Raw genomic sequence first — 23,768 nt, 5'->3', positions numbered from 1 at the left:
GTACTCCAAAATAAAGTTTGGAGTACCCTTTTTTATTACACGAATTCAGCTTACTTACCTGCTTCGATTTTCTCTAATGCAGCAGCTACTTGTTCTTCCGTTAATTCATGTTGTATTACGTAGCGGTTACGTGGGCTTACACGACATTCATGAGAACATGCACGTAAATGTTTTGCTTCGTTTTCTTCAGAACATAAAATTTTCTTGTTACATTCTGGATTTGAACAGTTTACATAGCGCTCACAAGGTTCACCTGTAAAGTGGTCTTTACCAACAATAACATGTTCTTTTTGGTTTACTGGTACAGCAATACGCTCATCAAATACGTAACATTGTCCATCCCATAGCTCGCCTTGTACTTCTGGATCTTTTCCGTACGTTACAATTCCGCCGTGAAGCTGACTTACATCTTCATAGCCTTCACGAACTAACCAACCAGAAAACTTCTCACAACGAATTCCGCCTGTACAGTAAGTTAAAATCTTTTTACCCTCAAGTGTTTCTTTGTTTTCTCTAATCCAATCTGGTAATTCACGGAATGATTCAATATCTGGTTTAATTGCACCTTTAAAATGCCCTAAATCGAACTCATAATCATTTCGTGCATCAATAATAACTGTATCTTCTTGTTTCATCGCCTCATAAAAATCTTTTGGCTCTAAATATTTTCCAGTTATTTCTTTTGGATTAATGTCGTCTTCTAGACGAAGTGTAACTAATTCTGGACGCGGACGCACGTGCATTTTCTTGAATGCATGGCCTTCTTCTTCATCTATTTTAAACACGATACCATCAAAACGTGGATCATTGTTCATTGCTTCCATGTATTTCTCTGTTTGTTCTACAGTTCCAGAACAAGTTCCATTAATACCTTCTTTTGCTACAAGGATTCTACCTTTTAATTCAAGTGAATTACAAAATTCTAAATGCTCTGCAGCGAATTCTTCAGGGTTTTCAATTGTTGTGTACATATAATAAAGTAATACTCTGTATGGTTTTGTAGTTGCCAATGTATTTCTACCACCTATCTAATTTTTAAAATCATGTATAAGTTAACGTTCATATCAAAACATATATAATAAGAAAATGTATCCAAAGTTTTATGCATCCCATTTCCTTCTCTTTATACTATTTTCTATAAGTTAACAAAAATAAAAAACAAGATTACACACCAAAACACTATGGTTATGTTGCAATCCCAATATATTATATATCATACAAATCCATTTCCATCAATTAATATGCTGTATAATAGGCTTTTTGTTCACATAAATTTCAAAAACAGTCCTTTAATTTATTATCTTCTCCTTTATTCAGCGCCCATAAACTTCCAAAATATTTTTGTATTTCCACACCATTAATTGCACAAAGTCATATAATTTGCATTAAGGAAACTTTTATGTTCAAATGAAATCAACACATAACATATATAAATGTATTGAAATAATGAGTAAGAATAAATACAATAATTTCATCAAGTTAAGATTTCAAAGGGGAACACTACTATGAATAAAGATATATCAAAAGACGAACAAATCCCTTCTCAAAGTACAACTGTTCAATCAGCACATTTAGCGCTAAGCGGACAAACGAAAGGCTTAAAAAGACTATTACCATTCTTAGGGCCTGCTTTCATCGCTTCAGTCGCTTATATTGATCCTGGAAATTTCGCAACGAATATTGCTGCTGGTTCACAATATGGTTATTTATTACTTTGGGTAATTCTCGCTTCTAATTTAATGGCTGTATTAATTCAAACTTTATCAGCTAAATTAGGAATTGCTACTGGGAGAAACCTTCCAGAGATAGCTCGCGAAAATTTCCCGAGACCTGTTTCCATCGGTTTATGGATTCAAGGTGAACTTGTTATTATGGCAACTGATTTAGCTGAATTTATTGGGGCAGCACTCGGATTGTACTTGTTATTCGGAATTCCAATGTTACCAGCAGCTTTAATTACAGCAGCTGGATCGTTTATTATTCTTGAATTTCAACGCAGAGGCTTTCGTCCATTAGAAGCAATCATAACAGGGATGATTTTTATCGTTGTTATCGCTTTTGGTGTCCAGGTCTTTTATGCAAAACCGGAATTAAGCCCTCTTCTTTCAGGACTATTTATCCCAAAATTCCAAGGCGTGGATAGTATTCTTTTAGCAGCTGGTATTTTAGGTGCGACAGTTATGCCACACGCAATATATTTACATTCCGCCTTAACACAGCGCCGTGTAGTCGGAACAAATGATGAACAAAAGAAAAAGATTTTCCGTTTCGAATTCATTGATATCATTATTGCAATGGTTATCGCTGGAGCCATTAATGCGAGTATGTTAATTGTAGCAGCTGCTTTATTCTTTAAAAACGGCTTGCACGTTGAAGACCTTGACGTCGCTTTCAACCAATTCAGTAATTTAGTCGGTCCTGCATCCGCTGCTTTATTTGGAATCGGACTTTTATCAGCAGGATTATCTAGCTCGTCTGTCGGTACAATGTCTGGTGACATTATTATGCAAGGATTCATTCGCATGCATATTCCGTTATATTTACGCCGATTTATAACAATGATTCCACCTCTAGTTATAATTGCTTTAGGTGTAAACCCAACTTATGCTCTCGTTATGAGCCAAGTTGTCTTATCGTTTGGGATTGCCTTTGCATTAGTACCGCTTATTATGTTTACAAGTAGTAAAAAGATTATGGGGGCACTCGTTAACCACCGTATAACAACTTTCATCGCTTGGATAATTGCTGCACTCGTTATCGTTTTAAATATTTTCTTACTGTATCAAACATTTATAGGGTAATGAAAAAGGGTATTCCAATCAAAAATGGAATACCCTTTTTAGTAAAATAATTCTCTTCTAATTACCTTTTACGTATGTACCTCTTTCCGGCATCAGCGCACCTTTTTTAGTTCGAAAATAAAGTGGCAAGCCTTCCGTACAAAACATACTCACCTCGGATGGATTCTCTCTTTGATGATGGATGTGTAAATGCGGCTCACTTGAACTTCCAGAGTTACCAACTTGGGCAAGAACGAAGCCTTCGTTTACATGTTGTCCTTCTTTAACTTTAATTGACCCTTTCTTTAAGTGAGCGAGAATCAAAAATGTCCCTGTTTCATCTAACCGTAAATAAATATGATTCCCGGCCATTGACTGAAAATCATCTGATCCCGGAACTAAATCTTTTTCATCATTATTAACTGATACAACTGTTCCAGAAGCTGGCGCCATTACTGTCGCTCCGTATATTCCATAATCCTCTAACTTACTACTTTTCACTTCAGCAGGTGGAATGAGAATATCATATGCCCATCTTTCATTTGGTTTTATCACATGATAATTCTTCTCTAGGCGATCACCACCCCACCCTACTAACGCCCGCTCATTCAAAGGAAAACGAACGACTATTTTAGGACTCGTAGACTGTACATCTGCTGGGTATGCAATTCTCCCAATGTTAGCGAACCACCCGACAGGCCAAGCTCCAATGATAGAGAACAGAACTATTAAAAGTAGCGTTCTATCTATTCGCTTTCTAAAGATGCCTTTCCAAGCAAACATTACTACTGAGCCTATCAAAATAAAAATCGAAACTACGCTAAATGCTTGTATCCACCACCAAACAACGACTGATATAATACCATGAGCTAAATAAACTACACTCCAACTTATAATTAAAAAAGAAACTATAATTGCTAACAAACTTTTCTTCCACATGCTGTATCCCTACTCTCATATCTTTGTTCTCAATGATACGAAATAAAAATTACGGCATATGAAAGAAATACTTACGACTTTCTTACTTTTTTATACTGTGGTAATTTCACAGTGAAAATTGTTTCTTTATCGTTACTACATACAGTTATATCTCCTTTATGGAGCTGAGCTATACTTCTCGAAATTGCAAGTCCCATTCCTTTCCCACCCGTATGAGAGCTACGTGATTTTTCACCACGATAAAACTTCTCAAAAACGTAAGGAAGACTCTTTGTCGGAATACATTGTCCAAAATTTTTAATTTCTACTTCAACATTCCTTTCTCTTTGGGAAATTTGAATTGAAATTTCTTTTCCATCTTTCCCGTACATAATGCTATTACTAATTATATTTTCAAATAGTCTCACTATAAGTGCTACATCAACTTTTACATATAGCTCTTCATTACTTTTAATATAAAAACTCATATTGGCATCATCTAACTGTGGTAAAAAATCAATCATGACCTGTTCAATTAATGCTTTCATATCTACTACATTTTTATGTAATTCAATCTCTCTATAGTTTATTTGACAGTATTCTAATAAATCTTCAACTTGATTTTTTAATTCATAACTTTTTCGCTTTAATATGCTTACATATTGTCCACATTCTTCTCCATGTGAATGAAGCTTATTTTCTAGTAAGTCCGCATAACCAATTAGAGATGTTACAGGCGTTCGTAAGTCATGTGAAATATTACTAATCATTTCATTTTTCATTTCCTGTGATTTTTTTTCATTTTCAATAGACTCTTTTAAACTTTTGGCCATTCTATTGACATTCGTCGCTAACTCACCAATCTCATCGCTTTTCGAAATAGGTATATGTATTTCCAAATTACCATTGCTTATTTCCTTCACGTTCTTATTGATCTCATTCAATCTTTTTATAGTTGTCTTTGTCAGTAATGCAAAATATATAGTGGTTAACAGCAGAAAAAACATAAAATAAACAAACGAATATTTTTCTTCTAGCGCGACAACGTCACTATATATACTTCCAAATAAAATTTGAACTAATATGATACTTACCGTAGCTAACAGAATACTACATATAAATGCAAAAAAGAATTTAGCTCTAATTCCTTGTAATGATTTAATCTCCAACTTTATACCCGACTCCCCAAACATTTTGTATAAACCTCGGTTCTTTTGGATTCTCTTCAATTTTATTTCTTAATCTCGCAATATGAACCATTACCGTATTATTACTTTCATAGGCCCTTTCATTCCAAACACTTTCATATATTTCTTCAATCGTAAACACACGGTTCTTTGCAGCTGCCATTAAGTGCAAAATATCATATTCAGTTTTTGTAACATTAATTGTTTGTCCATATATCTTTACTACTCTAGAAATTTCATCTATTTCTAAACCTTTAATGTTTATTTTCTTTTCCATTACTTGGACAGCAATTTGATTAAAATATGTATACCTTCTTAATTGAGCTTTCACTCTTGCTATAAATTCAATTGTACTAAACGGCTTCACAATATAATCATCTGCCCCAGTACTAAATCCAATTACTTTATCTACATCCGATGATTTTGCGCTTAAAAACATAATTGGTAAACTATATTTCTCTCTAATCCTTCTACACAGTTCTATACCATCCATTTGAGGCATCATAATATCAAGAATAGCAAGTTGAATACTGTTATTATTTATTATCTCTAATGCCTCTTCTCCGTTATGAGCACTAAAAACAGTAAAACCTTCTTGCGTTAAATTCACATTAATAAATTGAACAATATCTAGATCATCATCTACAATTAATATTGAGTTTTTCTCCATTTCTAAACCTCTTTTTTGAAATATATTCCACATCCAATTTTAACATAAATCAAACCTGCCCTTTCATCTTGAATAATCTTTATTTTCAGTTTAAATTATATAATAACAAATGCATTCTAGTTTCATAAGAAATGGAGTGAAAATATGTTTCCTATATTAAAAACTGACCGACTCATTTTGCGAGAACTTACGGAAGAAGATGCACCGGGTATACTACAATGCTTTTCTAATACTGATGTACTGCGCTATTATGGCCAAAAACCATTACAGAATGTAGATCAAGTAAAGCAAATTATTAATAATTTCAAGTTGAGTTACAATGCAAGAAACGGTATAAAATGGGGCATCGAATTAAAAGATAAAAAAGAACTCATTGGAACAATTGGTTTTCACGATTGGTCTTCTGAGCATAAACGAGCAAATATAAGTTATGCCTTTCTCCCTGAACACTGGGGAAATGGCTATGCTACGGAAGCAGTTTCTGAGGTTATATCATACGGTTTCCACACGCTTCATTTAAAACGGATTGGTGCAATTGTCTTTCTTGAAAATGAAGCTTCAAATAAGGTGCTATTAAAATTAGGGTTTGAAAAAGAAGGCGTTCTAAAAAATTATATGTATCAAGATGATATTCCATATGATACGAATTTTTATGCTTTATTAAAATCGGTTTAATAGAATTTATGTGTGAAGAATTCGTATCCGTACAACGGATCCAAATAGTAGATTTTTAATGAGGGATGGAAAAAAACGATCGGTTTTCATTTCTTATCGTACGATTGATGCGAAGTACAATACATTATAAAATCTAAAAAAACGGGAAATGAGCAAACTTTTACTCATTTCCCGTTTTGACGTTCTTTTTCTGTTTTCTCAATGCTTTTGGAATGTATACACAGAAAGGTTCGCTTTCCATGTAATCCCCCGTCATCGCATATGCTCTAGAACGAGATCCCCCACAAACATATCGAAACTCACAAACACCGCACTTGCCTTTATACTTGTCCGGATTACGAAGGTTTTGAAAAACAGGGGAGTTTCGATAGATTTCAGCTAGTGCTGTCATTCTAATATTCCCGGTTTTAATAGGCAATAATCCACTTGGATATACATCTCCAATATGAGAAATAAATACAAAACCGTTTCCGTCATTCACCCCTTTTGGAGCACGACCAAGCCCATCAATTCGCCCTGTCGTCCCATTCATCAATACATCCTGATATTGAATGATCTGACTTGTCTTGCTATTTTCTTTCATTTTTTCTTGAAGCACAACTCGTCTATAGTGCTGACCAGCTGTTGTTTTAATACCAAAAGAAACCTCTTTACTAAGTTTATATAGCCAATGGAATACCCTTTCATGTTGGGCTGGTGAAATCATATCTTTTTCCTTACCTCGTCCTGTTGGAACTAAGAAAAATATACTCCAAAGTACACATTTTAATTCTTCTATTAACATTGCCATTTCTTTAAGTACATCCACATTATAATTAGAAACAACAGTATTAATTTGAATAGGAATTTTTAATTCATGCAAATAACGAATCGCATTCATTGTTAATTGAAATGATCCTTCTGTCCCTCTAAAATGATCGTGTATTTCAGCTGTTGGCCCATCTAAACTAAATGCCCATCTAGCAAGTCCCACTTCTTTTGCTTTTTGAATCGTTTCTTTCGTCACGTTTGGAGTGGCACTTGGCGTCATAGAAACTCGAACACCTTTTTTCACTGCATATTCCGCAATATCATATACATCTGGACGCATTAATGGATCTCCACCAGTAAATACAAGCATTGGATTTTCCATTTCATATATATCATCAATTAGTTTTTTTCCTTCTTCGAATGTTAGCTCTAGATGATGACGATGATACTGTGCTTCTGCACGACAATGCAGACATTTTAATTGACATGCCCTTGTTAACTCCCATATCACAATAAATGGATTTTCATTAAAATCACGATTAATCAAGATTAACCCTCCCATCAATTGATATTCTAATTGTAAAGTTATATATGTATTTATGGTGTGAGATGTATCACAAATAAAAATCTTCAGTTATAATAATGCCTCTATACTGCTATTAATCTAATGTTTCTACCTTCCTCTTCAACAATCACAAAAGCTCTTTGTTAAAAATATAAACACCCCTTTAGACTAAATGACCTAAAAGGGCAAAGCTTCACAACTTTTTATAAACATCGCGGCTTTCTTCAACAGATTTTTTTAGTTAGAAGACTTAAATCGTAAAAGGTCATAAAAAATAAAGGACGATACATATTATGCATGAATAATATGTATCGCCCTTTTAATTGTTGTTCAACAATCGCTCCCGGTTGTTGAAGATCTTAATTAGTACATGATAATCTACAATTCAAATAGGTACTTCGATTAAAGTCCCTTTATGTCCGGTTGTTTAGACATTTCCTAGATAGGTTCGCGTCATGTTTTGGAGAACAATTTTTCCATTCTTACTATGTTTTTCGAATAACTCTGACAGGAGAAAAACAAATTTTTTATATTCTTCGTCATCCTTTTTCGGAGCATAGGACGCTGATAAATTCCTTCCCAAAAAACCTTCATAATCAAAAAGTAAATCATTTTGATACTCTTTAAACTCATACTTTCCATCCTTAAAAAAGGTGTTGAATACTTCGGGAGTTTCCTCTATTCCACCGCTAAATCCTGTGAAATTCGGGCAGGTTTTCTGGCAAATTTCTGCATTCTCTTTCATAATCGAACTAGTTAAATCTCTACTATTCCAAACGAGAGCAACATTTGCCTTTTGTTTCAAGATTCGTTGGCATTCCATTTTGAAAGCTGCTTTATCAAACCAATGAAATGCTTGAGCAACAGTTACTAAATCCACACTATGCTCTTTTAAAGTGGTATTTTCAGCAGTTGCTTTTATTGATTGAAAACGAGTATATAGTTTTAACGATTGCTCAGCCATCTTTCTCATGTCATCATTTGGCTCAACTCCAATAACCTTTAAACCTCTTTCAAGCAACTGGTGGCTAAATATCCCCGTACCTGAACCAATATCAGCCACAATTCGGTCCTCTTTCAGTTGGTTAGCCGAAAACAAATAATCAATATATGCATTAGGGTAATCGGGGCGATATTTCGCATATATATCGGCCTTGTCGTTAAAATTTTCTGTTGTTCTCAAAGTACTACCTTCTTCCCCACGATATTATGTACAGAAATAGGAATTAAATAATTAATTCCAGCTTCAATCTCTAAGTCTACAACTTAAGAATACAGTCAAATGGATCTGCCTTAGTTCCAATATGAATCCCCGTTAATATACCCTAATTTTTTAATAACTGACCAGTTTCTCAGTATTAAAATTAAGAAATTGAGCTTTTTTCTTAGCTATTTAATTTCGTTTACTACTAACTTCGTTTTACTTAAATAAACTGCTCAATCTGATTTTTTTGCAACTTTTTGTGAATACGTAACAACAATTACGCATTCATCTTTTTCATGTGCTGGCAACAACCCTAAAGGGTTTCCCAACACTCTGTAAAAAAACCTTACTTTTAAAAGTAAGGCTTTTTTATTTACTTCTTATCAACATAAGCATTCTTATAAGTATAGACGCCACCAAATTGATGTTTTGCAATTCCTTTTACATAATCCTTTTGTACATAAGCTGAACCAAGGTGATAAAGCGGTGCCACGGCAGCGTCTTCTAATAAGACCTGCTCAGCCTCTCGCAACGCTTCCCATCGTTTCTCCGGATCAAGTACAAAATCATTTTTCGCTTTCTTTATTAAATCATCGTAATGAGAATTCGAGTAACTCATTTTATTATTCGGATTCCCCGTCGTAAATAACTCTAAATAATTAATTGGATCTTTATAGTCAGGTCCCCAATTTGCCATCGTTATATCGTAATCACCTGTTTGTTCTAACTGTAACTTTTGCTTAAATGGCAGCTGTTTAATTTGTAACGTTAATCCATTCAAATTCTTTTCTAAATCACCTTTTATATATTCTGCCATACGTTTTGCATTATCTTGTTCAAACGTTAAAAACTCGAGGTTTACTTGCTCTACTCCAAGCTCTTTTTTCGCTTCTTCCCAAATCTTTTGCGCATTTTGCAAATCATATGAAGAAATATTTCCGTTTTCTTTTCTAAAATCTTTGCCAGTCTCTTCATTCATATGACCAACTGGTACAAGTCCATTTGCAGGTTTTGCCCCGTTATTAATAAAGTGAGTAACAAAATCATCTTTATTTAATGCTAATGAGATAGATTGACGTACTTTCTTATTGGCTAACGCATTATTTTTCTCATTAAAACGTAGCATAGCGATTCCAGGATCACTTGACATATGTAATTCCTTATTCCCTTTATACTTGTCTACAACTTGAGAATTAATAGGTACTCGATCCAAATCGCCGGCCTCATATAAATTTACAGCCGTCATTGTATCCTTTACAATATGAAAATTTATTTCGTCTAATTTCACTTTCTTTTGATCCCAATATGTAGCATTCTTCTTTAATTGGAACTCTTGTTCATGTTTCCATTTTTCTAATACAAATGGGCCGTTATATATGAGATTACTAGGTTCCAATCCGTATTTATTTCCTTGTTCTTTCAAAAATGATTCATGCTGTGGTAAGTATATCGGCAGTGCTAACAACTGTAAAAAATACGGAATTGGCTGTTCAAGTTCAACCTCTAACTTATAATCATTTATAACTTTAACCCCAAGTTCATCAAGTGACATTGTTCCCTTATTTATTTCTTTCGCATTTTTCACATGAAAGAACATGTCCGCATATTGAGATGCCGTTTGCGGGTTAACTGCACGTTTCCATGCAAATATAAAGTCATTTGCTGTTACATTGTCTCCATTTGACCATTTTGCATCTTTACGCAAATCAAATGTATATTTTTTACCATCTTCACTTCTTTTAAACGATTTTGCTACTGCTGGAATAGGATGATCTTGATCATCTAGCACATACAATCCTTCAAATATGTTTTGCATAACGTGTGATGATGTCCCATCCATCGTTTTTGCAGTATCAAGTGAAGGAATTTCTTCTGATACTGTTACATTTAACACTTGTTTTTTAGCCTCTGTATCACTTTTATTCGCTTTATTATTACAAGCTGTTAAAAATAAAGATGTAATAATTGCCATTACCATTAAATGGCTCTTTTTTCGCTTCATGAATTGTTCTCCTTAAAAATAAAATATTATAAACGTTATATATTATAACAGAAATATTAACAGAAAGATGCGACATTATATTGAATATTTATTCGCTCAAGAAAAAAGCTGTCCTTTTTAAAAAAGGACAGCTTTTTCAAACAACTTGCACATACCTATCTTTGTAAACCTCGTTTATAACGACTTGCTTCAAATATAATACGCTCTTCATCTAACGTTTTACATTCACCATTCCAAACGACACGTTTTCCGTTAATAATTACATCACTTATATCTTTTCCACTAGCTGCATATACAAGGTGTGATAACACTTCATCAGCTGGTTGTAAATGCGGTTTATTAGACGGATCAATCGCAATAAAATCAGCACACTTTCCAACCTCAAGTGATCCAGTTTGTTTCATACCAATTACTTCTGCAGCTCCTTTTGTCGCTAGAGAAAGAGCAGTTTCTACTGGCAATGCTGTTGCGTCTTGATGAATACCTTTTTGTAATAAAGTTGCAATGCGCATTTCTTCAAACATATCTAAATTATTATTAGACGCAACACTATCTGTTGCAATCCCTACTTTAATTCCTGCTTCTAGCATCGCTTTCACATTCGCTATACCAGAACCTAGTTTTAAATTACTATTCGGATTATGAGCTACTCGAACATCATGTTCTGCTAAAAATGCACGCTCATTTTCATTTAATACTACACCATGCGCAATAACTGTTGGGCGTTTAAACAATCCGCAACTTGCTGCATATTCTACCGGACGTTTTCCGTACTGCGCTTCAATATCACGTACTTCACGCTCTGTTTCCGAAAGGTGAATATGAACCATAGTTTGATTTTCTACTGCAATACGTGCGCACTCTTCTAACAGTTCTGTGGAACATGTATATGGACTATGTGGTGCAACCATCGTAGTTAACATTCCACTTTCGTTATAATAACGCTTCACATATTTCTCAGCTTCTTCAATTGCTTTCTTTTCATCTTCTTTCGTTCCAAAGCTAAATAAAGTTCTTGAAACAGCAGCGCGCATTCCACTCCTTGATACCGTTTCCATAATTGCATCTTGATCTACTCCAATTGGATTAAACATATCAGAGAATGATGTCGTACCACTTTTCACCATTTCAAGTAATCCTAATTCCGTACTAGCGACCGCAAGCTCTGGAGTAAATTGACTTTCCAGTGGCCAAATTCTCGTCTCAAGCCATGGCTGTAATAACATATCATCTCCAATACCTCTTAGAAGACTCATTACAACGTGTGTATGTGTATTTACAAGCCCTGGTAAAACCCACTTTCCTTTCATGTCAATTACTTCATCTACTTCAAAATCATTAGCGAATTCTCCGCTCTTTACATCTATAATTTGATCATTTTCTACAATGATATATCCATTTTCTATCACTTCATTTTTTTCATTCATCGTTGCAATTGTAGCGTTTACATAAGTTGTTTTCAAAAGTATTTCCCCTTTCAACTCTATGAAGTTCCCTTTAATAAGTTACCACCATTATAGTAACTTATTAAAGATTAAGAGTCAAAAGATAAATTTAATTCTTTCGTTATCTTTTCCTTCAAAATGCCATATTGCTTTTCATCTGTATCTGCAAATGCTTCTTCCCGATTTGATTCCACGCCCATATACTTCAATTTTTCATTAAATTGCGTCTCTGTAAAATCAAACACCTTCCCATCTATACAGTTATAAAAGTGCCACACCTCTCCTACTTTCGTCTTTTTAATTTTCCCTCCGTATATTTCTTGAACGACTAGAGCTGTTACACCACATTGTCCCTTTGCCGGATTTTCGCTCGTCCACTTTGAACTTGTTTCAATCGACCACGATTTTTTTAACATTTCATATATTTGTTTTTTCTTCACATTATCCACTCTCATCTTCCCCTGACATTAATAGTTTTACACATCATATTGCAAAAGAGGTAAAAATCGATTCTTACATACTGTTGATGGTGTCTCTCCAATTAGCTTTGCTCCCATTTTCAAGTAATAGCCTTTTGCATTCGGATCACTATCAATCGTAAACCTTTTTATTCCTAATTCATTTGCTTTTTCTATTACAAACTTCCAAAGTATTTTCCCGTAACCTTTTCCTTTGTAGCGAGGATGAATGTATAAAAAATCGAGAGCATTTTCATTACGTAAAAATGAGAAAAATCCAATCTTCATATTATTTTTTTCTAAAACATATACAAAATTATATTTTATGTACTCTTCTGTAATTGTTAAATCTGCCTTACAAGAAAGTATGAATTCTTCACTATAATTCCACGTTGCTTTTGAATGTAGTGCGAGTTCACTTAATTCATTTGCTTCTGCTAATGCAGCTTCTCGTATTTGCATAGTTTATTTATCCTCTCTTTTATTACTTGTAGTTCTATTTTCACATTCCATAGTAAAATACGATACTTTACAATTATTCTATAAATATCTTTACTATCCCTCGCTGCAATACTTACATCTCCACGCATTTAGTTCATAAAATAAAAGCGAACACTCAACTACAGAGCAGTATTACACGTGCTTCTTATAGTTCAGTACTCGCTTTTTCTCAAAGTAGAGCTATGTCTTTTACAACGATTCTAGTAACTTTTTAACAAAATGAATGGAATGATGTGAAGCTGAAACACAATTATCTTCAAATACTTCAATACCAGACGCTTCTTCTGTATCTGTTATAGATCTAACTGCTATAAATGGAATCGTATTGGCATAACAAACGTGAGCTATACTTGCTGTTTCCATATCTACACAAAGTGGGTTGTATGTAGAAATTATTTCTGTACGGCCACTCTCACTTATAAAAGCCTCTCCAGTAACTATCTTTCCGAAATAAACATTTTGGGTAAATTGATTGTTCTCGATTACTGCTCGGCTTAATTCAAGAAGTTTACTATCCGTTTTAAAATATACACTTTCCATCCATGGATGATATTCAGTTAATATTCCTTCATCCACGTCGTGATACGCAATTTCTGTTGAAATGACTGTATCTCCAATTTTTAATACTTTATCGATTGCTCCTGCAACACCTGTTACAATAATATGCGTCACATTAAACTTATCTATTAATATTTGAGCTGCAATAGCTGCATTAACTTTACATACACCACAATATAATGCAACAACTTCTACATTTTCATATGTCCCACTATGAAACGTTAACATCGCAAGATTCGTTATTTATTTATTAGACATATCTTCAATAAAAGGCATAATTTCATCTTCTGATGGCCCAATAATTCCAAATTTCATACACTCGTCTCCTCACTAAATTTATATATAAAACTTATATAGGCATTCAATCGATCTTCAAATATATATAGCCGCTACGCAAACTCCATTAGCGACTATCCGTACTATCTATAAATATAAGCCCGAACTACAAACAGTTTGGGCTTAGCTTTCATTCTCATTTATTATGCGCATCTAACCAAGAAATTAAATCTTTAAACACTTCATCTCTATTCACTTCATGGAACATTTCATGTCTTCCATTTTCATATAAACGTAGTGTAATATCTTTCACACCACATTTTTTATAGTTTTCATAAACTTCTTTTACACCTTTTCCCATATCTCCAACAGGATCACGATCACCAGAGAATATATGTATTGGAAGATGTTTTGGCGTCTTCTTGTATTCTTCTAGTTTATTTACTTCTAATACACCAGAAAATAGTTCTCTATAAAAACTCGTCGTACAAATGAATCCACATAACGGATCCGCGATATATTTATCAACTTGATTTATATCTGAAGATAACCAATCAAATTTCGTACGATTTGGCTTAAAGTTCGAATTGAAGTTTCCGAAAGATAAAAAGTTTAGCACTGGACTTTTCGTTTTTGCCCCACGCAATTTCATTTCGATTGTTGCTACTTTATGACCAATAGCCCCTAAAAGCCCTGGATTTCCACCTGTTCCTGAAATCAGAAATCCATCATATAGTTCACCCCTAAGTTGTACAGCACGTCTTGATAAAAAAGAACCCATACTATGTCCTAGTAAAAACAAAGGACTTGACTGCTCTTCTTTTATCCTTTCTGAAACAAAGATAACATCCGATACAACTTGATTCCACCCTATATTTGGTTCAAAATGACCATAATCTTCTTCTTTTTTTACTGTTTTCCCATGTCCTTTATGATCATGCGCATAAACACCATACCCTGCTTCCAATAAAGCATCTACAAATTCTGTATACACCCCTGCATGCTCTGTCATGCCATGTGCAATTTGAATAATTCCTCTCGGATCTCCTTCTGGTAACCACTTACGCAAATAAATTTCCGATCCATCCAATGCCGTAACGAAACTTTCCTGTACGTTCATTTCGTCAGCCCCCAACTCTATTATGTATCTCAAAATAATGAATATCCGTTCATTATTCTTATTATGTATTATATGCAATTGCTTTCATTATGACAAATACTGTACTTTTCCGATTAGCTATCAAACTATTATATTGACGAATAAACAATAAAATTATATAGTTACTTACATAAAGTAATTATTATATCTTTAGGAGGTTTCTATTATGATGCCATCACTATTTTTAGCACATGGTTCACCAATGCTTGCTATTCAAGATACAGATTATACACGTTTTTTAAAAACACTTGGAGAAACATATAAACCGAAAGCAATTGTTATTTTTACCGCTCACTGGGAAAGTGAAGTATTAACAATCTCCTCATCAGATGACGAGTATGAAACAATTTATGATTTTAGAGGTTTTCCTCCAGAGTTATACGAAATTAAATATCGGGCAAAAGGCTCTTCTAGTATTGCATCTATGTTAGAAACAAAATTTAAAAACAAAGGCATTCCAGTTCATCATAATATGACGAGAGGTTTAGATCATGGTTCATGGACACTCTTGCATCGCATGTATCCAGAAGCAAATATTCCTGTCGTACAAATATCAGTCAATCCATTCCTTCCTGCAAAAGAACAATTTGAGATTGGAGAAGCACTTAAAGGACTTGGACAAGAAGATATTTTAGTAATCGGGAGTGGCGTTACCGTTCATAATTTACGAGCCCTGAAATGGAATCAAACTACACCTGAAAAATGGGCAATTGAATTTGATGACTGGATTATGAAACATATGCAGAATAACGATAAAGATGCATTGTTTAATTGGGAGAAAAATGCGCCTCATGTACAATTAGCAGTACCAAGAGCAGAACATTTTGTTCCTTTATTTATCGCTATGGGCAGTGGTAAAAGTGACGGAAAAGTCATTCACCGTAGTTACGAGCTTGGTACATTAAGTTATCTTTGCCTTCAATTTTAAAGAAAAAGGATGAAGCATTCATTGCTTCATCCTTTTTTCTATTTCATTCACTTAGTTAACTAACTTCCAAATGTTGTTTCTCTGATACCTCTTCGTTCTTATTATGAAAATAAACCCAAATGCATGCAATAAATAATAGTGATGATGTAGAGAAAAAAACATATTGGAAGCCTGCATGAGCTGCAATTTGCCCCCCAAGCACTGGACCAATCATATTTCCTAAAAACTGAAACGACTGATTATATCCAAATATTCGTCCCGTTACATGGGTTGGCGTATGTTGTTTTAGTAGAGTTTGTACGGAAGGTAATAATCCTGCTTGTGCGATACCTAATAAAAATCGAAGAATTAATAGTTGCCAAGCTGAGGTTACAAATGCTTGCGGGATAAAGATAATCCCTGCAGCAAACAATGCTACTACTAATGTTTTTTGAGGACCGATATGATCTGATAATCTTCCTAATTTAGGCGCTGCCAAAATAACTGCTAATCCTGTCGCAGACATAACTGCCCCTGCAATCATTTCGATATGAGCTGTTCCTGGTCCTTCCAAATTCTTTACGTACAATGTAATAATAGGTTGAATTGACATATTGGCAAGTTGAATAATAAATGTTGTTACAAATAAACTAATAATTACATGCTTTGCTGGGACCATCGTCCATACTTTTTTTTGCTGTACCTTTTTTGCTTGAGCAGAGTGATTTTCTTCATGTAGGAAGAAAAAGACGATGAGGAAGGAAAGGAATAAGAAAGCTCCTGTAACAAGAAAGACATGACGCATTCCAATTAACTCAGACAAATAACCGCCTAGTAATGGTCCGAGTAATGAGCCGCTCACGCCCCCGGTTGAAATTGTGGAAATTGCCCAACCTGAATGCTCTTTCGGAGTTTCTGCTGCAATAAATGTCATTGCGGTTGAAAGGAAACCAGATACTGCTCCCATCAAAAATCTAAGTGCGACTAGTTGATACACATCCGTTACAAACCCCATAAGCGTCATAATAACCGCCATACCAAGGCTAGCACGTATAAGCATCAATTTCCGTCCATGTATATCACCAAGCTTTCCCCATATTGGTGATACGATCGCACCCATTAAAAATGTTACACCAAATGCAAGTCCCGACCACTGCGCAATACTCGAAGTGCCAGTCACTCCTAATTCCTCAATATAAAAAGATAAGAAAGGAATTACTAAACTCATACCGGCTGCAGTGGTAAAACAACCTAGCCAACAAATCATTAAATTTCGTTTCCAGCTGGCCATTTTCACACCTTCTTTCATTCGATACCCATTCTACACCTTTTCTTGTAAAAAGTTTAGTAATTTGATTTAGACGTAATATTCATTACAAAAGCCGCTATTTCCTAGCAAAAACCATGTAAATTCCACATTTTTTTCATAATAAAACCAACTCCCCTATATGGAGTTGGTCAATTATCTTCTAGCGGTATTAAACGAGCATTGCAACTTCTCTCATAAAACTCAATCGGACCTGCTTGTCCAATAATTGCATATTCATATCCGTCTTGCTTCATATTATATAAACAATGATGCAACAATTCTTTCCCTACACCTTTCACACGATTTCGTTTCGCTGTCCCCATCGGACCAAATAGTCCTTTCTTTCCCCTGACTACATCATAACAAGCGAAACCTACTATCACTTCACCCTGCTGTGCAATATAAATAGGTACCTTTTCTTTATATGTTTGAAACCCATAATCTATCGACTGTAACCAGCGTTCACCAAATTTCCACGTAACAAAACGTACTAATGTTTCAAAATCAGCAGAGCTAGCTCTTCTAACATTACAAGATAATTTATTATAAATGGGATCAAAGCATTTTAAATCCACCGCCAAATCTCTTGGTTCAGCTATAATACGTAACACATCTTTTTGTATTTCTTTGTTTATAACTTTTTCACTCACTATACCTAAACGAAATAATGCATATATTACATGTCCTTCATTTATTAATACTTGCTGAAAACGTTCCATACGTTTCTTCGCTATTTGCAAAATTTCTAGCGTTTTATTAGCTAATTTATATTGTTCTATTTTTATGTACTCTATTTCATATTGTTCTTGTAAAGAAAGTTCTTCTAAAAAATCCGTGCCAACTTTACGAAACAAATACATATATAACTCTGCGCACACTCCTGTACCTTCTTTACACATGCCGATAAAAAGATGAACTGGTTGAATTATATTATATTTAGTCTCTTTTGCTGCAATCTCCAGTATTTTATGAACACGTTTTGTAAATTGGAATTCCCCCATATGTATCTCCATCCTCAACTACTTTACTAACAAACCGTAACCATAAATAATTGAAACAATTACTCCAACTACCAATATACCTGGAAGTAAATTCGCTACTTTAATTTTAATAAATCCAAGTAAGTTTAATCCAATGGCGAATATCATAATGCCGCCCGTAGCTGTCATTTCCACTATAAATTGATTCATTAATTCTTTCGGGACAAAACTATTAATTTGTGTTGCAAAAATGGCAATAGCACCTTCATATAAAATAACTGGAATCGCTGAAAATACTACGCCGATTCCTAGAGTTGTCGTTAATATAATCGAAATGAATCCATCGATAATCGCCTTTGTGAATAAAATATTATGATTTCCGCGAATTCCACTGTCCAATGCACCAAGTATCCCCATCGCGCCAATTGCAAAAATAAGCGTCGCTGTTACAAACCCTTCTGATATACTCCCTTTCCCCTTCGATCCAACTTTATTTTCTAACCAATCTCCTAACAGTTTTAACTTTTCTTCTAATTGTAACCATTCCCCAATTACAGTACCAATAACTAAACTTAGAATCACAACAAGAAAGTTTTCACTTTTTAATGCCATTTGAAGGCCAAGTACAGTAACCGCTAAACCGATTGCATGCATAATTGTTCCCTTCATACTTTCTGGAATCTTACTAAATAATTTACCAAGTAAAGTACCGAATATAATACAAATGCCATTTACAACTGCCCCTAATATAACCATTTCTCATTCTTCACCTTTCGAATTCTTTATTTCTATATTTTGGTTTACACATTGATTTACAAGTTATCTATATGTTAACTTAATATTGAGAATATTAACAAATGAATTTCACTACTATAACCCGTTTTTTTGTAACTATACATATTTCGATAACTACCTTTAGTGGATTCATTTTAATCTAAATGCGGAAGTTTTCAATAACGGGATAAACTCAAAAGGAAGGTATATATGAAAACTTTACTAAAACGATTTCTGTTAATAGCCTTTTGTATTACACCAATTGTTGTATTAATCAACTACTCTTTTATTTCAAAAGCGAAAGACAAACCCGATTTGCAAAGCAAATCTAGTAAAACAGTTACAAAAAGCAAAAAGAAAATAGAAGACCCGGAAATTACACTCACTTTCTCTGGTGATACAATGTTCGATTGGCAATTACGTCCTATTATCGAAAAAAACGGGGCTGATTATCCATTCCAACATGTAAAAGAAGAAATAACAAAAGCAGATATTTCCTTTGTTAATTTAGAGTCGGCCTTTACAACGAGAGAAAAGAAAGCACCTGGGCAATTGTTTTGGATTAAAAGTGATCCATCTACACTACAAGCCATTAAAAACACTGGATATGACATCGTAAATATTGGGAATAACCATACACTTGATTATGGGCAAGATGGATTATTAGACACTATCTCTCACGTAGAAAAATTAAAGTTCCCTTACATCGGGGCCGGAAAAAATGCAAAAGATGCATATACTGCACGAGAAATGACCGTAAAAGGGAAAAAGTTCAAATTTCTTTCCTTCGTTCGATTTATGCCTGATTCTAATTGGGTAGCTGGTGACAATAAACCTGGCGTTGCGAACGGATATGATTTAAATCTTGTAACTAAAACAATTAAGGAGCAAAAACAAGATGCAGACTATTTAATCGTCTATATGCATTGGGGCGTTGAAAAATCAAATCGTCCAGTAGAATACCAAAAACAATATGTACCTAAAATGGTTGAAGCAGGTGCTGACGCTATTGTCGGAAGTCACCCGCATTGGTTACAAGGGTTTGAGTATTATAATAAAGTTCCTATTGCTTACTCATTAGGTAACTTTTTGTTCCCGAGTTATGTGAATGGAAAAAGTGCAGAAACTGGCGTCTTAACTTTAACTTTTAAAGGAAAGGATGTCCAAATGTCATTTAACCCTTACATCATTCGTAATAACCAAGTTTCCCCAGTAAATGAAGAAGAAAAGAAAAAAGCTCTACAATATTTACAAACGGTTTCAACTGATGTAGAAATTGATAGTACTGGAAAAATAATAAACACACGTAACTAAACAGCACGAAATCTATTTCTCTGTAACAAATACTACAGAATAGTTGATAGACATACTGAAAGACTTGTTAGAAAACGTTTTCATAATATTTATAGCAATCCTGCTTTTATGCTCCTTTTTTCTGTTAGACTACTAAAAAAATAAAGGGAGAAAGAAAACTTTCTCCCTTTGAATTTTCATTGTACATAATCATTCGTATCGCGATATATTTTTGGTTAACTAGCTTTCTCCTTCATGAATTTGGAGAGTATTTCGTTTCACTATAAAAAGATAGAACAAGTAGCATTTTCCTTGCTTGTATCTATCTTTTTTTATTTTTTCTACTAAATAAGCAAATCAAACAAAACAGGATTTTTATTAAGCTCCACAAATTGAATATTATTTTCTTTAAAACGAGTAATTAATTGCTCATAATCTTCTTTATGTTTTAATTCTACCCCGACCAGCGCTGGACCATTTTCTTTATTATGTTTCTTAATATACTCAAAGCGCGTAATGTCATCTTCTGGTCCTAATCCTTTATCAAGAAATTCTCTTAGCGCACCTGAACGCTGCGGAAATTCAATGATGAAATAATGCTTTAACCCTTCGTAAATGAGAGAACGTTCTTTCATTTCTTGCATTCTATCAATATCATTATTTCCACCACTTAGCGTACATACAACTGTTTTACCTTTTATTTCATCCCTGTATAAATCAAGTGCTGCAATAGTGAGTGCACCAGCCGGTTCAGCTACAATTGCATTTTTCTTATACAGTTCTAAAATCGTCGTACAAACCTTTCCCTCTGGTACTAAAACAATGTCATCAATGACATCTTTACAAGTTTCAAATGTTAACTTCCCTACTTTTTTGACAGCTGCTCCATCAACAAAACTATCTATTTTCTCTAATGCTACATTTTCGTTTTGAAGGAAAGCCTCTTTCATAGATGCAGCCCCCATCGGTTCTACACCAATTACCTTTGTAGCTGGACTAACACCTTTCACATATGTACCTACACCTGATGCTAACCCACCGCCGCCAATTGCTGTAAAGAGATAATCAACTGCCTTATCCATATCGTGCATAATTTCAACAGCTACTGTTCCTTGCCCTGCAATTACATACGGATCATCAAACGGATGCACAAATGTCATCCTATTTTCCTCACAATAGCGCTGCGCTTCTTGAAAAGCACCATCAAATGTATCGCCAACTAACATGATTTCTGCAAAGCTACCACCAAAAAATTGAACTTGTGATACTTTCTGTTTTGGTGTCGTTGTTGGCATAAAGATTTTCGATGGAATATTTAATAAATTACACGTATACGCAACTCCTTGTGCGTGATTGCCAGCACTTGCACAAACAACACCATTTTGTAATTGTTCTTTCGACAAACTTTGAATTAAATTGTATGCACCGCGAATTTTGAAAGACCGAATTACTTGCAAATCTTCTCGTTTAATATACACCTCACATTCGTATTTTTCAGATAAAACCTTATCACGTTGCAAGGGCGTTTTCATGACGATATCCTTCATACAGTTATGAGCCATAAGGATATCTTCAATCTTCACTCTCTCCTTCACATTTTGCACCATTTTCTATCATCCTTATCTCTTTTATTTTGACTCAATCAAAATTCGGCACCTTTAGAACTGCACCTGTATTCGCCGATGTTACCATCTGAGAATATCGTCCAAGCCAGCCCGTTTTCACTTTCGGTTCTGGTCGTTTCCATTCTTTTTTACGTTTTTCTAATTCCTCATCACTCACTCTTACTTCTAGCAAGCGTTCCTCAACATCAATACATACAATATCCCCTTGTTCAAGTAGTGCGATTGTTCCACCCGCAGCTGCTTCTGGTGAAATATGCCCTACCGAAATGCCACGTGAAGCTCCAGAGAAACGTCCGTCCGTTAATAATGCAACCTCAGCACCTAATCCCATTCCAGCGATTGCTGATGTTGGTGCTAACATTTCAGGCATACCCGGTCCGCCTCTTGGCCCTTCATAACGAATGACAACTACATCTCCTTTTTTCACTTTCCCAAGCATAATGCCAGCCAGTGCCTCATCTTGTGAATTAAAAATAACGCAAGGTCCTTCAAATCGTTTTACTTCGGTTGCCCCGCTTTTAATAACCGCTCCATCTTTCGCTAGATTTCCTTTTAAAATACGTAAGCCCCCCTCTTCACTATGAGGGTTTTCAAGAGAATGAATCACTTCCTTATCTTTAATCTCTGCATGAGCAATGTTTTCTCTTAATGTTTGCCCAGTAGCCGTAATACGGTCTAAATGAAGTACCCCTTCTTTTCTGCTCATCTCTTTCAAGATTGCACTAATTCCACCCGCTCGATCAATATCTTCCATATGCCAGTTAGAGGCTGGACTTACTTTACATAAATGCGGTACACGTCTTGAAACAGCATCAATACGGCTCATATCATAATCTAGCCCTGCCTCTTGTGCGAGTGCTAGCGTGTGTAATACTGTATTCGTTGATCCACCCATCGCCATATCAAGTGCAAAAGCATCGTCAATTGCTTCTTCTGTTACAATATCACGCGGCTTAATATCTCTTTCAATTAAAATTTTCAGTTTCTCTGCTGCTTGTTTAATTAACTCTTCACGTCTTGGATCAATTGCTAAAATACTACCGTTTCCAGGAAGGGCTAAACCTAATACTTCACATAAACAGTTCATAGAGTTCGCTGTAAACATGCCGGAACAAGAGCCACAAGATGGACAGCCATGATCTTCAATATCTTTTAATTCTTCTTCTGAAATTTTCCCAGATTGATAAGCTCCTACCCCTTCAAAAACAGAACTAAGGTCAACAACTTCCCCCTTAGATGTTTTCCCAGCTGCCATCGGTCCACCTGAAACAAACACAGTAGGAATGTTAATACGAAGAGCTGCCATCATCATACCTGGTGTAATTTTGTCACAGTTTGGGATACAAATCATGCCGTCAAACCAATGTGCATTTACAACCGTTTCTACTGAATCTGCAATAATTTCACGACTCGGAAGCGAATAACGCATACCGATATGTCCCATCGCAATACCATCGTCTACTCCAATTGTATTGAATTCGAATGGTACCATACCTGCTGCACGAACGGCTTCTTTTACAAGTTTCCCAAACTCGTTCAAGTGCTTATGCCCTGGAATAATTTCAATAAAAGAATTACAAATCGCAATAAACGGCTTATCAAAATCCTCATCTTTCAAACCAGTTGCTTTTAATAAACTACGATGTGGCGCTTTATCAAAACCTTTTTTAATCATGTCGCTTCTCATCTTGTCAAATCCCCTCTTACGTATTTTTCACTTATATTCTCTTAA

20 protein-coding genes and 2 pseudogenes are annotated in these 23,768 nt (G+C 34.8%); 5 read left to right on the top strand and 17 right to left on the bottom strand.

The features are described from left to right. Nucleotides 1-50 precede the first annotated feature (50 nt). Nucleotides 51-1,010: an oxygen-dependent tRNA uridine(34) hydroxylase TrhO gene (gene trhO / locus JDS98_RS05815; protein WP_000246236.1), complete on the bottom strand. Its 960-nt coding sequence runs from the start codon at nucleotides 1,008-1,010 to the stop codon at nucleotides 51-53. A 495-nt stretch (nucleotides 1,011-1,505) separates the two neighbouring features. Between trhO and JDS98_RS05810 the strand changes: the two genes are divergently transcribed. Beyond that, nucleotides 1,506-2,801 (top strand): Nramp family divalent metal transporter, encoded by a 1,296-nt coding sequence (locus JDS98_RS05810; RefSeq protein WP_001030659.1) that lies wholly within the window; start codon nucleotides 1,506-1,508, stop codon nucleotides 2,799-2,801. Nucleotides 2,802-2,858: 57 nt separating this feature from the next. On the opposite strand, the gene JDS98_RS05805 is transcribed toward JDS98_RS05810, so the two are convergent. The 3 genes from JDS98_RS05805 to JDS98_RS05795 all read right to left on the bottom strand — a co-directional run bounded on the left by JDS98_RS05805 (nucleotide 2,859) and on the right by JDS98_RS05795 (nucleotide 5,555). Further along, entirely contained in the window at nucleotides 2,859-3,719 is an 861-nt protein-coding gene (locus JDS98_RS05805) for a M23 family metallopeptidase (protein WP_097959017.1), read from the bottom strand. 71 nt (nucleotides 3,720-3,790) lie between these two features. After that, nucleotides 3,791-4,891, bottom strand: coding sequence for a sensor histidine kinase (locus JDS98_RS05800; RefSeq protein ID WP_141555960.1), 1,101 nt, complete (start codon nucleotides 4,889-4,891; stop codon nucleotides 3,791-3,793). After that, nucleotides 4,857-5,555 carry a response regulator transcription factor gene (locus JDS98_RS05795; protein ID WP_098711717.1) on the bottom strand — a complete coding sequence of 233 codons (699 nt, stop codon included), beginning with the start codon at nucleotides 5,553-5,555 and terminating at the stop codon, nucleotides 4,857-4,859. The genes JDS98_RS05800 and JDS98_RS05795 overlap by 35 nt, the downstream gene beginning before the upstream one ends. A 144-nt stretch (nucleotides 5,556-5,699) precedes the next feature. Between JDS98_RS05795 and JDS98_RS05790 the strand changes: the two genes are divergently transcribed. Beyond that, complete coding sequence (locus JDS98_RS05790) at nucleotides 5,700-6,230, top strand: GNAT family N-acetyltransferase (protein ID WP_000483971.1); 531 nt, start codon at nucleotides 5,700-5,702, stop codon at nucleotides 6,228-6,230. A 160-nt stretch (nucleotides 6,231-6,390) separates the two neighbouring features. On the opposite strand, the gene JDS98_RS05785 is transcribed toward JDS98_RS05790, so the two are convergent. From JDS98_RS05785 to JDS98_RS05750, 8 genes and pseudogenes are all read right to left on the bottom strand, one after another. Next, nucleotides 6,391-7,542, bottom strand: a complete 1,152-nt coding sequence (locus tag JDS98_RS05785; protein WP_140158522.1) for a TIGR04053 family radical SAM/SPASM domain-containing protein — start codon at nucleotides 7,540-7,542, stop codon at nucleotides 6,391-6,393. Nucleotides 7,543-7,972: 430 nt separating this feature from the next. Next, nucleotides 7,973-8,728, bottom strand: coding sequence for a class I SAM-dependent methyltransferase (locus tag JDS98_RS05780; RefSeq protein WP_199631580.1), 756 nt, complete (start codon nucleotides 8,726-8,728; stop codon nucleotides 7,973-7,975). 394 nt (nucleotides 8,729-9,122) lie between these two features. Further along, the gene (locus tag JDS98_RS05775; RefSeq protein ID WP_097959013.1) at nucleotides 9,123-10,751 is read right to left on the bottom strand and encodes a peptide ABC transporter substrate-binding protein; all 1,629 of its coding nucleotides are present in this window, start codon (nucleotides 10,749-10,751) and stop codon (nucleotides 9,123-9,125) included. 155 nt (nucleotides 10,752-10,906) lie between these two features. Further along, the gene (locus JDS98_RS05770; protein WP_141490607.1) at nucleotides 10,907-12,232 is read right to left on the bottom strand and encodes a bifunctional S-methyl-5'-thioadenosine deaminase/S-adenosylhomocysteine deaminase; all 1,326 of its coding nucleotides are present in this window, start codon (nucleotides 12,230-12,232) and stop codon (nucleotides 10,907-10,909) included. A 53-nt stretch (nucleotides 12,233-12,285) separates the two neighbouring features. After that, nucleotides 12,286-12,645 carry a YunG family protein gene (locus tag JDS98_RS05765; RefSeq protein WP_097959011.1) on the bottom strand — a complete coding sequence of 120 codons (360 nt, stop codon included), beginning with the start codon at nucleotides 12,643-12,645 and terminating at the stop codon, nucleotides 12,286-12,288. Between the two features lie 27 nt (nucleotides 12,646-12,672). Then, nucleotides 12,673-13,116 carry a GNAT family N-acetyltransferase gene (locus JDS98_RS05760; protein ID WP_087969987.1) on the bottom strand — a complete coding sequence of 148 codons (444 nt, stop codon included), beginning with the start codon at nucleotides 13,114-13,116 and terminating at the stop codon, nucleotides 12,673-12,675. 228 nt (nucleotides 13,117-13,344) lie between these two features. Then, a pseudogene (locus JDS98_RS05755) lies at nucleotides 13,345-14,028 on the bottom strand (5'-methylthioadenosine/adenosylhomocysteine nucleosidase). A 157-nt stretch (nucleotides 14,029-14,185) separates the two neighbouring features. Then, nucleotides 14,186-15,109 (bottom strand): alpha/beta hydrolase, encoded by a 924-nt coding sequence (locus JDS98_RS05750; RefSeq protein WP_097959010.1) that lies wholly within the window; start codon nucleotides 15,107-15,109, stop codon nucleotides 14,186-14,188. Nucleotides 15,110-15,314: 205 nt separating this feature from the next. Here JDS98_RS05750 and JDS98_RS05745 point away from each other — a divergent pair, with 205 nt between their 5' ends. After that, nucleotides 15,315-16,076 (top strand): DODA-type extradiol aromatic ring-opening family dioxygenase, encoded by a 762-nt coding sequence (locus tag JDS98_RS05745; RefSeq protein ID WP_199633631.1) that lies wholly within the window; start codon nucleotides 15,315-15,317, stop codon nucleotides 16,074-16,076. A 55-nt stretch (nucleotides 16,077-16,131) separates the two neighbouring features. Here the strand turns inward: JDS98_RS05745 and JDS98_RS05740 are convergent, their stop codons facing one another. The 3 genes from JDS98_RS05740 to JDS98_RS05730 all read right to left on the bottom strand — a co-directional run bounded on the left by JDS98_RS05740 (nucleotide 16,132) and on the right by JDS98_RS05730 (nucleotide 19,100). Then, complete coding sequence (locus JDS98_RS05740; RefSeq protein WP_000179322.1) at nucleotides 16,132-17,346, bottom strand: multidrug efflux MFS transporter; 1,215 nt, start codon at nucleotides 17,344-17,346, stop codon at nucleotides 16,132-16,134. A gap of 167 nt (nucleotides 17,347-17,513) precedes the next feature. Beyond that, nucleotides 17,514-18,365 carry a GNAT family N-acetyltransferase gene (locus JDS98_RS05735; RefSeq protein WP_141490606.1) on the bottom strand — a complete coding sequence of 284 codons (852 nt, stop codon included), beginning with the start codon at nucleotides 18,363-18,365 and terminating at the stop codon, nucleotides 17,514-17,516. An 18-nt stretch (nucleotides 18,366-18,383) separates the two neighbouring features. Beyond that, nucleotides 18,384-19,100 (bottom strand): DUF554 domain-containing protein, encoded by a 717-nt coding sequence (locus tag JDS98_RS05730; RefSeq protein ID WP_000236016.1) that lies wholly within the window; start codon nucleotides 19,098-19,100, stop codon nucleotides 18,384-18,386. A 228-nt stretch (nucleotides 19,101-19,328) separates the two neighbouring features. On the opposite strand from JDS98_RS05730, the gene JDS98_RS05725 reads away from it, so the two are divergent. Both JDS98_RS05725 and JDS98_RS30085 read left to right on the top strand, forming a co-directional pair. Further along, nucleotides 19,329-20,432 (top strand): CapA family protein, encoded by a 1,104-nt coding sequence (locus JDS98_RS05725; RefSeq protein ID WP_000854523.1) that lies wholly within the window; start codon nucleotides 19,329-19,331, stop codon nucleotides 20,430-20,432. 52 nt (nucleotides 20,433-20,484) lie between these two features. Next, nucleotides 20,485-20,698 (top strand): annotated as a pseudogene (locus JDS98_RS30085) (hypothetical protein). Nucleotides 20,699-20,755: 57 nt separating this feature from the next. On the opposite strand, the gene ilvA reads toward JDS98_RS30085, so the two are convergent. Next, on the bottom strand, nucleotides 20,756-22,018 hold the full coding sequence (gene ilvA / locus JDS98_RS05720) for a threonine ammonia-lyase IlvA (protein WP_097959005.1): 1,263 nt from the start codon (nucleotides 22,016-22,018) through the stop codon (nucleotides 20,756-20,758). Nucleotides 22,019-22,049: 31 nt separating this feature from the next. Beyond that, on the bottom strand, nucleotides 22,050-23,723 hold the full coding sequence (gene ilvD / locus JDS98_RS05715; RefSeq protein ID WP_001255829.1) for a dihydroxy-acid dehydratase: 1,674 nt from the start codon (nucleotides 23,721-23,723) through the stop codon (nucleotides 22,050-22,052). Nucleotides 23,724-23,768 lie beyond the last annotated feature (45 nt).

It is taken from the genome of Bacillus cereus group sp. N11, assembly GCF_016483605.1.
In the GTDB taxonomy this organism is placed as follows: domain Bacteria; phylum Bacillota; class Bacilli; order Bacillales; family Bacillaceae_G; genus Bacillus_A; species Bacillus_A toyonensis.
Note: the sequence above shows the minus strand (reverse complement) of the source record. Positions and strands in the feature narration are given on the sequence as shown.

Coding starts and splice junctions, on each gene's coding strand:
- JDS98_RS05750 (WP_097959010.1), bottom strand. CDS start 15,109: ATGAACGTACAGGAAAGTTTCGTTACGGCATTGGATGGATCGGAAATT.
- JDS98_RS05760 (WP_087969987.1), bottom strand. CDS start 13,116: ATGCAAATACGAGAAGCTGCATTAGCAGAAGCAAATGAATTAAGTGAA.
- JDS98_RS05740 (WP_000179322.1), bottom strand. CDS start 17,346: ATGGCCAGCTGGAAACGAAATTTAATGATTTGTTGGCTAGGTTGTTTT.
- JDS98_RS05790 (WP_000483971.1), top strand. CDS start 5,700: ATGTTTCCTATATTAAAAACTGACCGACTCATTTTGCGAGAACTTACG.
- JDS98_RS05810 (WP_001030659.1), top strand. CDS start 1,506: ATGAATAAAGATATATCAAAAGACGAACAAATCCCTTCTCAAAGTACA.
- JDS98_RS05800 (WP_141555960.1), bottom strand. CDS start 4,891: ATGTTTGGGGAGTCGGGTATAAAGTTGGAGATTAAATCATTACAAGGA.
- JDS98_RS05745 (WP_199633631.1), top strand. CDS start 15,315: ATGATGCCATCACTATTTTTAGCACATGGTTCACCAATGCTTGCTATT.
- ilvD (WP_001255829.1), bottom strand. CDS start 23,723: ATGAGAAGCGACATGATTAAAAAAGGTTTTGATAAAGCGCCACATCGT.
- JDS98_RS05785 (WP_140158522.1), bottom strand. CDS start 7,542: ATGGGAGGGTTAATCTTGATTAATCGTGATTTTAATGAAAATCCATTT.
- JDS98_RS05725 (WP_000854523.1), top strand. CDS start 19,329: ATGAAAACTTTACTAAAACGATTTCTGTTAATAGCCTTTTGTATTACA.
- JDS98_RS05730 (WP_000236016.1), bottom strand. CDS start 19,100: ATGGTTATATTAGGGGCAGTTGTAAATGGCATTTGTATTATATTCGGT.
- JDS98_RS05795 (WP_098711717.1), bottom strand. CDS start 5,555: ATGGAGAAAAACTCAATATTAATTGTAGATGATGATCTAGATATTGTT.
- JDS98_RS05735 (WP_141490606.1), bottom strand. CDS start 18,365: ATGGGGGAATTCCAATTTACAAAACGTGTTCATAAAATACTGGAGATT.
- ilvA (WP_097959005.1), bottom strand. CDS start 22,018: ATGGTGCAAAATGTGAAGGAGAGAGTGAAGATTGAAGATATCCTTATG.
- JDS98_RS05805 (WP_097959017.1), bottom strand. CDS start 3,719: ATGTGGAAGAAAAGTTTGTTAGCAATTATAGTTTCTTTTTTAATTATA.
- JDS98_RS05775 (WP_097959013.1), bottom strand. CDS start 10,751: ATGAAGCGAAAAAAGAGCCATTTAATGGTAATGGCAATTATTACATCT.